The sequence below is a fragment of the Lactobacillus sp. 23-2 genome, assembly GCF_044902225.1.
Taxonomy (GTDB): domain Bacteria; phylum Bacillota; class Bacilli; order Lactobacillales; family Lactobacillaceae; genus Lactobacillus; species Lactobacillus absianus.
The window spans coordinates 38,475-53,533 of record NZ_JAOQBX010000001.1; the positions used below are offsets into that span (position 1 = coordinate 38,475).

Annotated in this window: 12 protein-coding genes and 1 CRISPR repeat array; of the genes, 1 reads left to right on the top strand and 11 read right to left on the bottom strand. The window is 50.9% G+C overall.

The genetic code is table 11. The features are described 5' to 3' along the window. Positions 1–61 precede the first annotated feature (61 nt). Positions 62–1,420: a threonine/serine exporter ThrE family protein gene (locus OCH80_RS00165; protein WP_404536969.1), complete on the bottom strand. Its 1,359-nt coding sequence runs from the start codon at positions 1,418–1,420 to the stop codon at positions 62–64. A gap of 236 nt (positions 1,421–1,656) precedes the next feature. Here OCH80_RS00165 and OCH80_RS00170 point away from each other — a divergent pair, with 236 nt between their 5' ends. Further along, positions 1,657–2,568 (top strand): DMT family transporter, encoded by a 912-nt coding sequence (locus OCH80_RS00170; RefSeq protein ID WP_154548788.1) that lies wholly within the window; start codon positions 1,657–1,659, stop codon positions 2,566–2,568. 38 nt (positions 2,569–2,606) lie between these two features. Here the strand turns inward: OCH80_RS00170 and OCH80_RS00175 are convergent, their stop codons facing one another. From OCH80_RS00175 to cas1, 10 genes are all read right to left on the bottom strand, one after another. Further along, positions 2,607–5,126, bottom strand: a complete 2,520-nt coding sequence (locus tag OCH80_RS00175) for an excinuclease ABC subunit UvrA (RefSeq protein ID WP_404536971.1) — start codon at positions 5,124–5,126, stop codon at positions 2,607–2,609. Positions 5,127–5,215: 89 nt separating this feature from the next. Continuing rightward, positions 5,216–5,644, bottom strand: coding sequence for a GNAT family N-acetyltransferase (locus OCH80_RS00180; RefSeq protein WP_206988200.1), 429 nt, complete (start codon positions 5,642–5,644; stop codon positions 5,216–5,218). Between the two features lie 30 nt (positions 5,645–5,674). Then, complete coding sequence (locus OCH80_RS00185; RefSeq protein WP_404536973.1) at positions 5,675–6,508, bottom strand: alpha/beta hydrolase; 834 nt, start codon at positions 6,506–6,508, stop codon at positions 5,675–5,677. Between the two features lie 131 nt (positions 6,509–6,639). Beyond that, a complete protein-coding gene (locus OCH80_RS00190) occupies positions 6,640–6,762 on the bottom strand; it encodes a hypothetical protein (RefSeq protein WP_404536976.1) in 123 nt (40 codons plus the stop codon). A 37-nt stretch (positions 6,763–6,799) separates the two neighbouring features. Next, entirely contained in the window at positions 6,800–7,963 is a 1,164-nt protein-coding gene (locus OCH80_RS00195; RefSeq protein ID WP_404536978.1) for a hydroxymethylglutaryl-CoA synthase, read from the bottom strand. 4 nt (positions 7,964–7,967) lie between these two features. Continuing rightward, positions 7,968–9,194, bottom strand: coding sequence for a hydroxymethylglutaryl-CoA reductase (locus OCH80_RS00200; protein ID WP_404536979.1), 1,227 nt, complete (start codon positions 9,192–9,194; stop codon positions 7,968–7,970). Continuing rightward, positions 9,195–10,307 (bottom strand): thiolase family protein, encoded by a 1,113-nt coding sequence (locus OCH80_RS00205; protein ID WP_404536982.1) that lies wholly within the window; start codon positions 10,305–10,307, stop codon positions 9,195–9,197. A gap of 286 nt (positions 10,308–10,593) precedes the next feature. Next, positions 10,594–13,065: a CRISPR direct-repeat array (repeat unit 35 nt; unit sequence GGTTAGAACTCATTGAATAGACTACCTTCTAAAAC). A gap of 30 nt (positions 13,066–13,095) precedes the next feature. After that, positions 13,096–13,764: a type II-A CRISPR-associated protein Csn2 gene (gene csn2 / locus OCH80_RS00210; protein ID WP_404536984.1), complete on the bottom strand. Its 669-nt coding sequence runs from the start codon at positions 13,762–13,764 to the stop codon at positions 13,096–13,098. Further along, positions 13,761–14,066 (bottom strand): CRISPR-associated endonuclease Cas2, encoded by a 306-nt coding sequence (gene cas2 / locus OCH80_RS00215; RefSeq protein ID WP_404537165.1) that lies wholly within the window; start codon positions 14,064–14,066, stop codon positions 13,761–13,763. Before cas2 ends, csn2 begins: the two co-directional genes overlap by 4 nt. Beyond that, entirely contained in the window at positions 14,044–14,955 is a 912-nt protein-coding gene (gene cas1, locus OCH80_RS00220) for a type II CRISPR-associated endonuclease Cas1 (protein WP_404536987.1), read from the bottom strand. Before cas1 ends, cas2 begins: the two co-directional genes overlap by 23 nt. Positions 14,956–15,059: the final 104 nt, after the last annotated feature.

Consider the following 15,059-nt stretch of genomic DNA (forward strand, 5'->3'; position numbering starts at 1 on the left):
CAATAATCCAATACAAGCAAAAAGAACGGATCGGGTGATCCGTTCTTTTTCATATCATATGCTAGCCGACGTGCCGCCACTTCTTGTCGGTCAGAATTCTCGCGGTGAGCAGGCCCATTGGCAAGGCAAAGACCAGCATCAAGGCTTCAGTCATCCAGGTTGCCCCAGCACCAACATGAACGTTGGCCAACAGGTAGATGGCCCGGTACATGTAAAGGCCTGGAACCATGATGACGATAGATGGCACCGTCAAAGAAATTCTCGGGTAGCCAACTCGCTCGCGGACATAGCTGGCCAGGATCCCGGCCAACAAAGCCGCCAGGTAAGCTGCCAGCGGTCCCGGCACATGCCCGTAGTCAACCATGGACAAGCGCAGCGTATTGGCGATCGCCCCAACGCAGCCGGCAATCGCGGCCATCTTTACGTGGGAGTTGAACATGATTGAGAAGCCAAAGACCCCGCAGAAGCTGGCCAAAAGCCGCAGGAGTACCATCTGCCAGACTTCCAGGCTCAAGTCCGGCATGGTCCCGGGCCGAATGCCCAAAACAGTGGCCGAAATCCAGCCAACCGCGGTCGCGATGCAGATGATCAGCAAGGCGTAGGACAGGCGCTCAAGGCCAGAGCGCAGATCCAGCTTGGCCATGTCCAAACCGGAAGTAATAAATGGAAAGCCCGGAATCACGAAGAGCATGGCCCCGATGTAGCCATGAATGTGGGCCCCTGGCCAGGCAAACAGGTGCGAGCCAATCGAAAAGGCCAGGAAGTAGGTCAGGCACGCGGCCAAGACCCCAACCGCGGTCGTCGCCGAGAAAGTGATCCCGCGCTTGCCAAGCCCGCCCCGGCATAATTGGCCCACGCCCGCGCCCAGGAAGGCACAGACGACTTCCGGAATCCCCCCGCCAAGGAGGAAAATGAAGCCGCCGCAGGCTAAGGCAGCTGCCAGGCCGACCTGCCAGAGCTTGTACTGGCCCTTGATGTGCTCGATCTCACCCAAGCGGTGGCGGACGTCCTTGATCGTGAAGTCGCCTTCGCCGGCCTCAAACTGCCGCACGAACCGCTCCAGCGCGTCCAGCTTGGCCATGTTGACGCCAGTTGCCGGCAAAGCCATGTTTTGGGAGTATGACTGGTTGTTGACGTCAAAGTAGGTACATTCCAAAGAAACCAAGCCAATGTCCGTGCTGCAGGTCAAGTCCAAAGTCCGCGCCATCGTGTCCATGGCATCGCGCACCCGCCATGCCCCAGTTCCGCAGCTCAAGATCATCATCCCGACCCTGGTAATGATGGAACTCTTTTCAATCAAAGTCGCGTCCATAATCTTGGTCGTGTCCTCGCTCTTGAAGAATTCCTCCCACTGAACCCGCATGTGGTGGTGCTGGGACAAGTGGTGCTGGTATTCCTGCTCGGTCGTTTCAGTTTTCATCTGCCTGAGAAGCCCTCTTTCAATCTTTGGTTATCATTTTCAATGCAACTTTTCACATTTTAGCATAGATCCCGACGTTTTTTCTTCGTCTTTTTCAATTTATCAAGCAATTCTTTTCAATTTGCAAAAGATAACAGCTGGTCTTTTAAGCTATTCTGCCGACCCTTATGTTAGAATGGAAAGGATTGTTTTGATTAAAAATAGCTCAGCAAAAAATAGAGAGGATCTGGGAGAGAATGAAGTCAAGTACCAAATGGGCGGGCGTGGCTGCCGCGGCCTGCATCTTGTGGGGCATTTCGGGCCTGTTTGCCAAGGGCCTGTTCAACTTGGACCCCCGCATCACGCCGATGTGGGTCACCCAAATGCGGCAGATCTGTTCAGGCTTGATCTTGCTGGTCGTCGCCCAGCTGACCGGCCAGCAGCCCTTGCAGGTCTGGAAAGACAAGGGCAGCGCCCTTAAGCTTCTGGCCTATGCCGTCATCGGGGTTTTGCCCTTTCAGTACTGCTTCTTTTTAGTCGTGGCCCAGGCCAACGCGGCAATTGCCACGGTCATTCAGTTCATTGGCCCTTTTTTCGTCCTTGCCTATTTGACCTTGACCAAGCAGGAAATTCTGCGGCCCATTGACGTCATTGCCAGCCTGATGGCCTTTGGCGGGGTCTTTCTGCTGTCAACCCATGGCAACGTTCATGACCTGCGGATCGCGCCAATCACCCTGCTGTTCGGGATCTTGTCAGCAGTCGGCGCGGCCGCCAACAGTCTCATCCCCCAGGCGCTGGTGAGCAGACACTCGACGATTTCAGTCACGGGCTGGGGGCTCTTCATCTCCGGCCTGATCCTGACGGCCATTCACCCAGTCTGGCCCAGCGTCCCAAACGTGCCGGCCGTCTACATCAACTTGACGGTGGTGATCGTAATGGGGACGATCATCCCGACCCTTTGGCAAAACCACGCCTTAGGACACATTTCGGGGATGACTGTCGCCTTTATGGATGCCTTTGAGCCATTGGCCTCCATGATCGGCTCAATCATCGTTTTTCACTTTCACCCGCAAATGATGGACTACGTTGCCTCAGTCATGATCATCTTCGCGGTTATCGCCCTGAACTGGACGCCGCGGGTCAAGGTCAAGGCCCGGGTCAACAAGTAATACAAAAAGCGCTGCATGAGTCATGCAGCGCTTTTTTGTTATTTCTTCCGGTTTAAGCGCAAGTACTTGCCGGTCAGGCTGCTTGGGCAGGCCATGACGGCTTCGGGCGTGCCGGAGACGACAATCCGCCCGCCTTCCTTGCCCCCGCCTGGGCCCAGGTCGACCACGTAGTCCGCGTTGGCAATCACGTCCTGGTCGTGCTCAATCACCAAGACCGTGGCTCCTTGCCCGATCAAGCCCTGGAAGACGTCAAGCAGGGAGGCGACATCCAGGGGATGCAGGCCAATCGTTGGCTCGTCAAAGATAAAGACCGTGTCGTCTTGGCCCTTGCCCATCTCGCTGGCCAGCTTCAGCCGCTGGGCTTCACCGCCTGACAAAGATGGCGTGGCCTCCCCCAGGGTCAGGTAGCCCAGGCCCAGATCCTGCAAGACCCGCAGCCGTCTTTGCACCAGCGGCAGGTCGCGGGTGGCCGCGAGTGCCTGGTCAACCGACATGTCCATCAGTTCAGGCAAGGTATAGGCCTTGACGGCCTTTTCCCCCTGCTTGGCCTTCGGCTGGCGGCGGACAAAGTCAGCTTCTTTGCGGTAGCGCGAGCCGCCGCAGTCCGGGCAGGCAACTTCCACGTCCGGCAAAAACTGGACGTCCAAGACGATCGCGCCGGTCCCGTCACAAGTCGGGCAGCGCAAGCGGCCGGTATTGTAAGAAAAGTCTCCGGCTTTATAGCCCAAGCGCTTGGCGTCAGGGGTCCGGGCATAGACCTTGCGCAGCTCATCATGAATTCCGGCATAAGTCGCCACGGTTGAGCGGACGTTGATCCCAATCGGGGTCGCGTCGATCAGCTTGGCCTGCTTGATTCCATCCGCTTCCAGGGCCTTGACGGCTTTTGGCAACGGCTCGCCCTTCATCTGGCTGACCAGCCCTGGCAGCAAGGTCTCCAGCAGCATGGTCGTCTTGCCCGAGCCTGAGACGCCGGTGATCACGGACAGGCGGCCCTTAGGAAAATCAACGCTCAGTGGCTTGACCGTGTGGATCTGCCGGCTTTCCAAATGAATGCGGCCTAGCTTGAACAAATCCTGCTCGGCAATCTTTGACCGCTTGTCGATCAGCTCCTTGCCAGACAAAAAAGGCCCGATCTTGGATGCCGGATTCCGCGCGATCTGCGCCAGCGTTCCCTGGGCAACCACTGCACCGCCCTTTTCCCCGGCTGCTGGCCCCATTTCCACCATCCAGTCTGCTTCCTTCAAGACCTGGGTGTCATGGTCAACCAGGATCACGGAATTGCCATCCGCGACCAGATCCCTCATGACGCCTTTCAAGCCCTCGATGTTGGCGGGATGCAGGCCGATTGACGGCTCATCCAAGACGTACAAGACCCCGGTCGTCCGGTTGCGGACCGCCCGGGCCAGCTGCATCCGCTGGCGCTCGCCATTGGACAAGGTGGCGGCTGGCCGGTCCAGGGTCAAATAGGACAAGCCCAAGTCAAGCAGGCGCTTGGCCGACAGGTCAAAAGAAGCCGCGATGCTCTCGGCCATTGGCCGCATCTCCTTGGGCAAGGCCGCTGGCACCTCATCCACCCACTTTTGGCATTCAGCCAAAGTCAGCTGGCAGACGTCAGCCAATGAGCGCCCGCACAACCGGGGCGCCCGGGCTTCTTCGCTCAAGCGGCTGCCGTGGCAGCGCGGGCAGGTGCCTTCTTTCAGAAAGCGCGCCACCCGCTTCATCCCCTTTTCATTCTTGACCTTGGCCAGGGCATTTTCAACCGTCCGGACGGCTGAATAGTAGGTAAAGTCCAGCTCAGTCGACTGGCCCTTCTTGTCAAGGTAGAGAATGTGCTTTTTTTCAGCCGGACCATGCAGGACGATTTCCTTTTCCTGGTCCGTCAGGTCTTTGTAAGGCACGTCGGTGCGCACGCCCATCTCCCGGGCAACGTCCTTCATCAAGGACCACATCAGCGTCTTCCAAGGCAAAACCGCCCCTTCATCAATGGTCAGGCCCTCATCGGGAATCAGCGCCGATTCATCAACCGTGCGGGCAATGCCTGTCCCTTGGCAGTCTGGGCAGGCCCCTTGGCTGTTAAAAGACAGCTGCTCGGCTGAAGGAGCATAGAATTCACACCCGCATTCCGGGCACTTCAAGGGCAGACCGGCCGCGGTTCTTAAAGACGGGACCAAATAGTGGCCATTCGGGCAACGGTGGCTGGAAAGGCGGGAAAACATCAGGCGCAGGCTGTTGAGCAGCTCCGTTCCCGTGCCAAAAGTGCTGCGGATGCCTGGCACGCCAGGGCGCTGGCGCAAAGCCAAGGCTGCTGGCACGTATAAGACCTCATCGACCAGCGGCTTCTCTGCCTGGGTCATCCGCCGCCTGGTGTAAGCCGACAGCGATTCCAAGTAGCGCCTTGACCCTTCGGCATACAGGATGCCCAAGGCCAGGCTGGACTTGCCAGAGCCCGAGACGCCGGCAATCGCCACGATCTTGTTTAAAGGCAGATCGACGTCGATATTTTTCAAGTTGTGCACGCGGCCGCCGCGGACCTTAATGCAGGCTGGTCTTTGTTCCATAATTGCTCCTTTTCAAATCGCAAATTCAAAAACGTTCCTGAGGCCGGATCACTCCAGGAACGTTTTCGCTTGTCTTTTCCGTGTCCTCTTTAGCAGTCCCGCTGCCAAAAAAGGGCGTATTCCGGCTCCCCGGTATAAGGGTCCGTTTCTTCGCCTTGAAACTTGAAGTCTTCCCGTTCATAGAATTCCAAAGCCCGTGGATTCTGCTCATAAACGCGCAGGTGCAGCTGTGGGTGCTCGCTTTTGGCCTGGTCCAGCAGCTGCTTGCCAAGACCGCGCGACTGGCAGGATGCCGCGACGAACAGGCCGGCGACTTCGTCCCCTTCAAGGCCAATGAAGCCGGCAATCTTCCCGTCTTCTTCGGCCACGTAAAGGTCAGCTGCCAAGAATTCCCTCTTCACGTCCGCAAGCTGGTCCTGCCAGAAGTGGTCAGGCACGAAGCCGTGGGCCTCCCGGTTCGTCTGCAGCCAAATCCGCGCGACTGCGTCCAAGTCAGCTGCTTGAAATTTTCTAATCATGCTTAAATCCTCGATTTCCGCTGCTAATTCTTAATTCCACAAAAACTTCTGCAGGGCCCGGTCAACGCGCGCGTTTTCATGCAGCTGGCTGTGCTGGCCGCCCTGGCCCTTGATCCGCAATTCCTGATAGCTCTTGGCGTTGACCAGCAGGTATTTCAAAGACCTGGAAGAGTTGTTGTAGACGCGCTCATCTGAGCCATTGCCGGTATCGCCGTAAATATTGAGCACCGCGACTCCCTTAGGATAGACTTGCCGCAAATACAGGAGGTCTTTATAGGTCGCGTCCATGTGCTCTGGCTTGCCAGACGCGGTCAGCGGCGAATCGGAATTCGCGCTGTAGCCCTTGATCCCGTTGTAGTGGCCGGCGATGCTGACCTGCTTCTCGATGACCGGGAGGCTCTTTTTGCCCCCGTCATCCATGATCATGTAGCAGATCGCCATGTTGCCCATGGAGTGGCCCACTAGGTTCATCTTTTCGAAGCCCAGCTTCTTCTGGACGGTCTTGATCGCCTTGTAGGCATACCAGCCGTCCCGGTGGTAGTCGGGGTTATCGTTGTCTTGAAAGCCGACCAGGATGACCGGATTCTTGGGCTTGTCTTGGATCTTTCCCCGCAATTTGACGCTTCCGCCCCAGCCAACCGTCGCCATCAAGACTTCATTGGTCTTGCCCGCCTTTCTCGCCGCCTCAGCCATGTGCTTTTCCGCATTGATGCTGGACCCGTAGCCGTGGAAGAAAAAAGTCACCGTTTCTTTGGACTGGCGGGCCTTGACGCTTTTCGGCAGCGGCTTCTGGCAACTGGCCAAAAGCAAGGCAGCCAGGAGGAGGGGGATGATTTTCAGAATATTGCTGATTCTTGTCTTCATTTTATCTCTCCCAATCTTTCTTTACTAACCTATTCTACCCGCTGATGCCCAGCTTGGTAAAGGCAGAAGTCCTTTTTGTAACAGTCGACGAAGAGGCCCTGCAGCGTGCAGGGCCATGCTTCAAATATGTCTTATTTAGCAATGCGGTCAATCCAGGCAAAAAGCTCCGGCAGGTCATAGCCGCCCCGCTTTTGTTCAGCCAAATATTCAGCTGGGGCAAACACGTTCAATTTCTGAATCTTCCAAAACGGCATAAAAAAAGAGAGCTCCTGCTCTCTTTTGCTGCTCGCGTTATTTTTGCCGGTACTGACGCACGTAGCCCTTCTGCCCAGCCAAATACCAGGTGCCCCGGTTGGCATCGCTGGTGAACTCGACGTTTTCTAGCAAAGTCTGCATGGCTTCAGTAAAGGTCTCCTCGTATTGGCCAACGCCCAGGCGGATTCTTTCCTGCAGCATCCGCTTGTGCATTGCCGGACGCAGACGTCTTTCATAGCCGTCCACGATCTTGCCTGAGAAGAATTCAGCCATGGCCCCTGACCCGTAGGAGAAGAAGCCTACCCGGTCGCCGGCCTGCAAGTCGCCATTTTCCAGCAGGCTCAAGACCGACATGTAAAGGCTGGCCGTGTAGATATTGCCGACTTCGCGGCTGTACTTGGCTGACAGCTGGAAGTTGTCGCCCAGGCGCTGCTTGACCGCTTCATCTTGCCCGTCAATAGCAATGCTGTGGGCCTTGAAACCCATCTTGGTATATGGCAGGTGGTAGCAGATGCCGGCGAAGTCCTTGACTTCCAGGCCCTTTTCCTCCAAGTATGGGGCAAAAGTATGTCTGAAGAAGTCCAGGTAGACGTCGCGGCTGTAGTGGCCGTCCACCAAGGCCGTCTGGAAGTTGTTTGGCCGCCAGAAGTCATTGATGTTTTCAGAATAAGAGGTGTGGCCATCTTCTAAAGCAATGATCGCCGGGTCTTCCTTGATCAGCATGCTGATCGCGCCGGCGCCTTGGGTCACTTCGCCTGGCGTTGACAAGCCATATCTGGCAATGTCGCTGCCGATGATCATGGCGCTGTGGTGCGGGTGGGCGCGGACGTAGTCCCGGGCCACCTGCAGACTGGCCGTCAAAGCAAAGCAGGCTTCCTTGATTTCAAAAGTCCGGATTTGAGCAGGCAGGCCCAAGGCTTCCTTAACAAACAGCGAAGCAGACTTGGACTGGTCGATCCCGCTTTCCGTCGCAAAGATGAGCAGACCCAGCTGGTCCAGGTCAACCTGGTCCAGGTATTCTGCGGTGGCGTTGATCCCCATAGAAACCGCATCTTGGGTTTGGTCGGCAACAGCCATTCTGTCTTGGCCGATCCCAATCAAGAACTTGTTGGGATCCTCGCCTCTGGCGTGAGCCAAGTCAACCATGTCGACAAACTTGTTCGGCGTGAAAAAACCTATCTGATCAATACCAATTTCCATGTAATTATCGTCCTCGCAATTCTTTCAAAAAAACTTTGGCGGCAGTTTCGCCATATTTATGCTGGCTGGTCATCAAGTCGAAGACCGCCTTTTTTTCTGCTGGAGTGGCTTCAAGCAGGTCAACCACGTTTCTGGTCTGCAGGCGCATGTGGCCGGCTTGAATCCCCTTGGTCGAGATGGCGTTGATGGCGGCGAAGTTATTGGCCAAAGCCACGCTGGCCACCAAATTAGCCAAGTCTCTGGCTTTTATTTTACCTAAAATCGAGTAGCTTTGTCTAATATCAGGCCGGCTGGAGATCGAACCACCAACGACGCCCAGGGCCAAAGGCAGGATGATCCGCCCGCACAGGACGCCGCCTTCGATGGTCCATGAGCTCAGGCTCTGATATTTTCCGTCTTTGACCGCGTAGGCATGGCTGGCCGCCTCAACGGCCCGGGTGTCGTTGCCCGTTGCCGCCAAGACCGCGTCAACGCCGTTCATGATCCCCTTGTTGTTGGTGACAGCCCGGTAGACGTCGGTTTGCCCGATCCGGCTCAAGAGGGCCATCTTTTTGGCAATTTCTTCGCCTCTTGCCACGTCCCCGTCTTTAGTCAGGCTGGCAAAAGGCAAAGTGACTTCGGCCTTGGTCAGCTGACTGGGATAGTTGGACAGGATGGCAAAGAGCTTGGATTTGACGCCAGGCTCGGCCTGCATTTTTTCAGCCAGAAATTCCAAGATGGCGTTGGCCTTGTTGGCCCCCATCGCTTCGGCCGGGTCGATCAGGGCCAAAAGATAGAGCAGGTCGCCTTCTTGGCGGGCAGAAATTTGCCGCAGCCCGCCGCCATGGCCGACCAGCGAGGAAAACTCCTGGTTGGCCAGGTCAATATAGGCTGGGAGCTGGGCATTAAAGTCAGGCAAAGAAAAATCTGCTCCAACTTCCAAGACGATCTGCCCATAGATGCCGTCGCGCTGGCTGTGGGCGGTGACGCCGCCATTTTTGGCAAAAACGCTGAAGCCATGGTTGGCCGCGGCAACGACTGACGCTTCTTCAGTCGCCATCGGGATCTGCCACTGCTTGCCGTTGACTACGGCGCCGGTAAGACAGCTGAGAGGCAATGCAATTTCCCCAACCACGTTTTCACTCATGTCGTTAAGCCGGGCCAGAGTGTCCTCAGCAACCGGCTCAAGTGAAGCGCCCTGCTTTGCCAGTTCCTTCCGGCGCTCCTGGGGCGACATTTGGTAAAACTTCATCTATGCTTTTTCAACCTCAAAGGCGATGGCCAGCCCCCCGCCGATGCACAGGGAGACTACTGCCCGCTCACCGCCTCTTTGCAGCTGGCGCACCGCAGTGCCCAAAAGCCGGGTGCCGGTTGCGCCAAGCGGGTGGCCCAGGGCAATCGCGCCGCCCTGCCGGTTGACCTTGTCCAAAGGCAGCTCCAGGTCGCGGGCCACGGCCAAAGTAGTTGCCGCGAAGGCTTCGTTGATTTCAAAGAAGTCGTAGTCGTCCTTGCCGCGGCCAGTTTTTTCAAACAAGCGGCTGATCGCGTAGTAAGGCCCATAGCCCATGAATTCCGGATCGTAGCCGACTTCTGAGTAAGCACCTAGCTTGGCCAGGGGCTTAAGGCCGTATTCCTTGACCTTCTCAGCGGTAGCCAGGATGATCATGCTGGCGCCGTCGGTGATTGGGGATGCATTGCCCGCGGTCACCGTCCCATCTTCTGAGAAACTGGTCTTCAAATTGCTCAAGGCCTCCATGCTGGTATCTGGGCGAACGTTCTCATCGTGGTCGATTTCCCGCTCATCGTCCATGATGACCAGGACCTCATCGTCGAATTTGCCTTCCTTCCAAGCCTTAGTGGCCTTTTGGTGAGAAGCGAGGCTGAATTCGTCCTGGTCGCGTCTTGAAACGTGGTCGCGCTTAGCCACGTTTTCAGCAGTGATGCCCATTGGTTTCTTGCTGAAGGCATCAATCAAGCCGTCTTTCATCATCAGGTCTTTTGGCAGGTTGGTCATGGATTCGCTGCCGCCGACCGCAACCAGCCCCAAGTCACCGATAGCCATTTGGGCTTGGGCCAAACGCACGGCCTTCAAGCTGGAGCCACAAACTTCATTGATGCTGGTTGCTACGGAATCCTGGCGCATTCCGGCGTTCAAAGCCACTTGCCGGGCCATGTTCTGGCCCAGGCCAGCGGACAAGACGTTGCCCATAAAGAGGGCATCCAGAGCCGTTGCATCAAGGTCTGCTTCCTGCAGAGCCCCTTCTAAGGCAATTTCGCCTAATTCAATGGCGGAAAAATCGGCCAGCTGCTTGTGGTAGCGGCCAAACGGGGTTCTTTTTGCAGCAACAACATATATCTCTTGCATTATTAATAAACTCTCCTCAATAAGTCATCCATTTTGGGGACAATCTTCAAAAATAATCAAAACAGCAATATTTAATATCTGTTCTAAACTACTATAGTTTACTATAATCTTTTGCTTGATGCGTGTGCCTGGGATTGCTTTAGCAAAAATTAAACAAGTAAAAAGTGCTTCTCACATGGTGAAAAGCACTTAATATTTTGAATAGACCCTACTAAAACGATCACCCCCACTTACGTAGGATGATTCCAAAGCAAATCAGGCAACACCTGTTGCCAATTGAACATCGAATTGGAACTCATTGAATAGACTACCTTCTAAAACTTGATTAGGGTCACCTTGGTCCTGTTTTCAGGGTTAGAACTCATTGAATAGACTACCTTCTAAAACTGATCTACAAGAATACGGTGGAATACACCGAGGTTAGAACTCATTGAATAGACTACCTTCTAAAACTCCTTCGAAGAGCAAAACAACGGTTAACGAAGGTTAGAACTCATTGAATAGACTACCTTCTAAAACTGGTCGTGTGACTTACAGATCTTAACTGGCAGGTTAGAACTCATTGAATAGACTACCTTCTAAAACTGTATGAGATGCGCAGAGTGAAGCGCATGGGGGTTAGAACTCATTGAATAGACTACCTTCTAAAACAACTTTAGTGGATTGAGCGCCACTTTTCCACGGTTAGAACTCATTGAATAGACTACCTTCTAAAACATCTTTTTTGCTGAAGTCCAGCAAGGGCTACGGTTAGAACTCATTGAATAGACTACCTTCTAAAACGTGTTGCCTTTCCAAAACTTCGGTTCTTTCCGGTTAGAACTCATTGAATAGACTACCTTCTAAAACCAAGCACTAGCAACCGTTCAAAAGGTCAGACGGTTAGAACTCATTGAATAGACTACCTTCTAAAACAGATCCAGCAAAATGTCTGCTGAGTCGGTTCGGTTAGAACTCATTGAATAGACTACCTTCTAAAACCGCTGATGCGTCCACACCTACGAGACGGAACGGTTAGAACTCATTGAATAGACTACCTTCTAAAACCGCTTAAAACGCCTGGTGCCGCTGTCGATTGGTTAGAACTCATTGAATAGACTACCTTCTAAAACAGTTGTTTTCTAGTTAAAAACGAAAAAGAGGGTTAGAACTCATTGAATAGACTACCTTCTAAAACGTCGTTAACTTACCTGCGCCCGCCGTTTGCGGGTTAGAACTCATTGAATAGACTACCTTCTAAAACGCCGGAGCTTTGTTTTTGCTAAAAGATTTTGGGTTAGAACTCATTGAATAGACTACCTTCTAAAACGCCATTGCTTAAATCCTCTTCAATCTCGCTGGGTTAGAACTCATTGAATAGACTACCTTCTAAAACACGCTAACGGTCATAATAAAACACTCCTTCGGGTTAGAACTCATTGAATAGACTACCTTCTAAAACTGTCTTCTTCGTTCATGCTGTCGCCCCCATTGGGTTAGAACTCATTGAATAGACTACCTTCTAAAACGCACTGAGTCATAGTGGACTCCCTGGTATTGGGTTAGAACTCATTGAATAGACTACCTTCTAAAACGTCAAGAGTTCCCGTTCACGGAAATCGCATGGGTTAGAACTCATTGAATAGACTACCTTCTAAAACGTGTAATTCTCAACGTCGCTGATTGAGACGGGGTTAGAACTCATTGAATAGACTACCTTCTAAAACACGGTTAAATGTTGATAAACCGCATGAAGAGGTTAGAACTCATTGAATAGACTACCTTCTAAAACAGACACCGCCGAAGCAGACCTTTTTTCTTAAGGTTAGAACTCATTGAATAGACTACCTTCTAAAACGACTTCAGAGTGAAGGTCCACCCCGGCGCTAGGTTAGAACTCATTGAATAGACTACCTTCTAAAACATCTGGGATAGCCATTAGTTTTCTCCTCTCGGTTAGAACTCATTGAATAGACTACCTTCTAAAACGCCGACATGGCAACGATTGAACTGTTCGTTCGGTTAGAACTCATTGAATAGACTACCTTCTAAAACACCCGCATTTTTTCGCCAGCTCGGTTATCACGGTTAGAACTCATTGAATAGACTACCTTCTAAAACATCCGCTTGAGCTGGTCGCTCTCATGGATTCGGTTAGAACTCATTGAATAGACTACCTTCTAAAACATTGGCCTCTGGTGAGTCGTCTCATTTCTTCGGTTAGAACTCATTGAATAGACTACCTTCTAAAACGCTAGCAGCTTTTTGTGTCTTTCAGCTGCCCGGTTAGAACTCATTGAATAGACTACCTTCTAAAACATAGTCATCTTCCTTTAAACTGTCTTTCCAGGTTAGAACTCATTGAATAGACTACCTTCTAAAACGAAGACCAAGAAGGGACACTGGAAGCTGCTAGGTTAGAACTCATTGAATAGACTACCTTCTAAAACCATTGCTCTGCTAGTTCCATCATCTTAACCGGTTAGAACTCATTGAATAGACTACCTTCTAAAACAAAGGAGGGCACTACAATGAAGTACGAATTCGGTTAGAACTCATTGAATAGACTACCTTCTAAAACACTAATGCGGGTTCGATTCCCGCTCCGGCCCGGTTAGAACTCATTGAATAGACTACCTTCTAAAACGGCGTGAGTGGGTGCGCTACTACGTGCCGGCGGTTAGAACTCATTGAATAGACTACCTTCTAAAACTGCTCTCGCTATCGCATAGAGGACTTCCGTCGGTTAGAACTCATTGAATAGACTACCTTCTAAAACCGTTGTTTTTTAACAAGGCTTTAATCAAAGCTAGTACCAGTCAACAAGGTCTTCATCAATATAGTTGAGCTTTGCATCCCCATACACAGACAGATCCTTCTGACTGCAAAATTCAACAAAAATGATTGCCCTATTTAGTTCTAGACATAATTTAGAAATCTCGTTGAATTGCTGCCTATCTAAGTAATGAGCTACATTACTAAAGGCAACGATGGACTTAAGATTTAATCTATCATGTATCCTAAGTACCGTTTCAATTATACCATACGGATCCTTAGTAAGAGACTTATCAAAATGAAGTCCCCCGAATTTGATGAGCTTCTTCAAGTCCGTGTCAAAGCTCATTTCCAATGGAAGATCTTCCATAAAAAGCTCATCTTGAACTGCATTTAACAAGTCACGATAGAGTGTAATAATCCTATTTCGTCCATCTGCACTCAAGTCTTCTACCACATAGCTAGTCACTTTAGTCATATATTTTTGAAACAAGGATTCACTGATTAGTGGGTCACCAAGCCAATCTAATGCTTTATTTAAAGGAATCGTCTCATAGTCATCAGTCATTGATCTTACCAACTCATTGTTATCCTGCAGTCCCTCAATAAGGTCTCGATATACAATTGGACTAGATGTTGCAATGATGTTAATTCTGCTTTCTTTGATCTCAAACGATTTATGAGACTCATAGGTTACGATCATAAGATCACCGTCCGATCCGAAGTGTTTCTGACGTCTTTAACTGGTTCGCCTAGTAAGAAATGCATATCATTGTATTGCTTTTCGGTAAGCATCAAGCTTTGAATGACCCCATATTCCGGAACGTACCCTTTGATTCTTTTTTCTAGCAGCTGTGCTGCCTTTTTCGAGGCACATACTCTAACATAAACTGAATATTGAATCATTACAAAACCTTCATTAATTAGGTCTTTTCTAAATTGTCGGTACTGTTTTCTATCAGCAGCAGTATCAACAGGTAAATCAAACATTATCATCAATCGCATCATTTGGTACCTCATTGTCAACCCTCAGCTCAATATCCATTTCGAACAAATATCCATCTAAGTATCTCAAGCAATCATGAACATATTGATTGATAGCATTTCCCAAAATCATTCGGTCGCCATTATAGATAACTCTAAGACTCAGTAACTCAACTAAGCCATATTTGATATCTGGGGTAAAATCCTTCATATCCTTATGATCATAAAGCCAGTAATCAACAAATGGCCTAAAGGGTTCCATCAAATCGGATCCCAGATTAAAAGGGTTGTTTTCTGACGAGTGATGTATCCCAAGATATGTTCGATTGCCATCCATCGTAATTTTGCGATTTACTGCTGACAACAAAATCGAATAGCCGTAATTGAGAGCAGCATTGACTACATCTGAACCCTTTCTTCGCTTGAAGTCCTTTCCAAATAATTCCGCAAAATATTTTCTCGCTGTGGTAGCTTCACGATTGGACTCATCGTTGTATTCTAGTTCTAGCAAATCATTTTCGATTTCACTCGTTGGCAAGTCATATAAGCGCAATACATTTATCTGATTCTGTATTTTTGCAGCAACAATTTTCGTCCATAAGACCTCTTTTCTGTCTTTACTCCAATTAAACTGTTTGCGCAACTTTTCTGGTTGGCAATTTGTAGAATAGTAATTTTGAGTTTCGCATATTGGCTCTTGCTTTTCATCAACAAAAATCACTTTCGTTTGTTTCTTAGCCAACTCAGCAATCAACGCACTAGTAATAACAGCTTGTGTCGTCAGCACGAGCAGCAAATTGATATCACTAACCGGAATCTGATTTATCCCATCTCTAGTCTGAACAATCATCATATTAGATGAGTATGACAGCTTTGAATGCTGAGTAATGATCACATTTCGCCATCCCATAATTTATCTCCCTTGATTATTTCTACCTCGATGTTATAATTTAGTTGTTGGGTAGCTCCCAACGTTAGATCTCATTGAATAGACTATCTAATTTAAAATCAAGC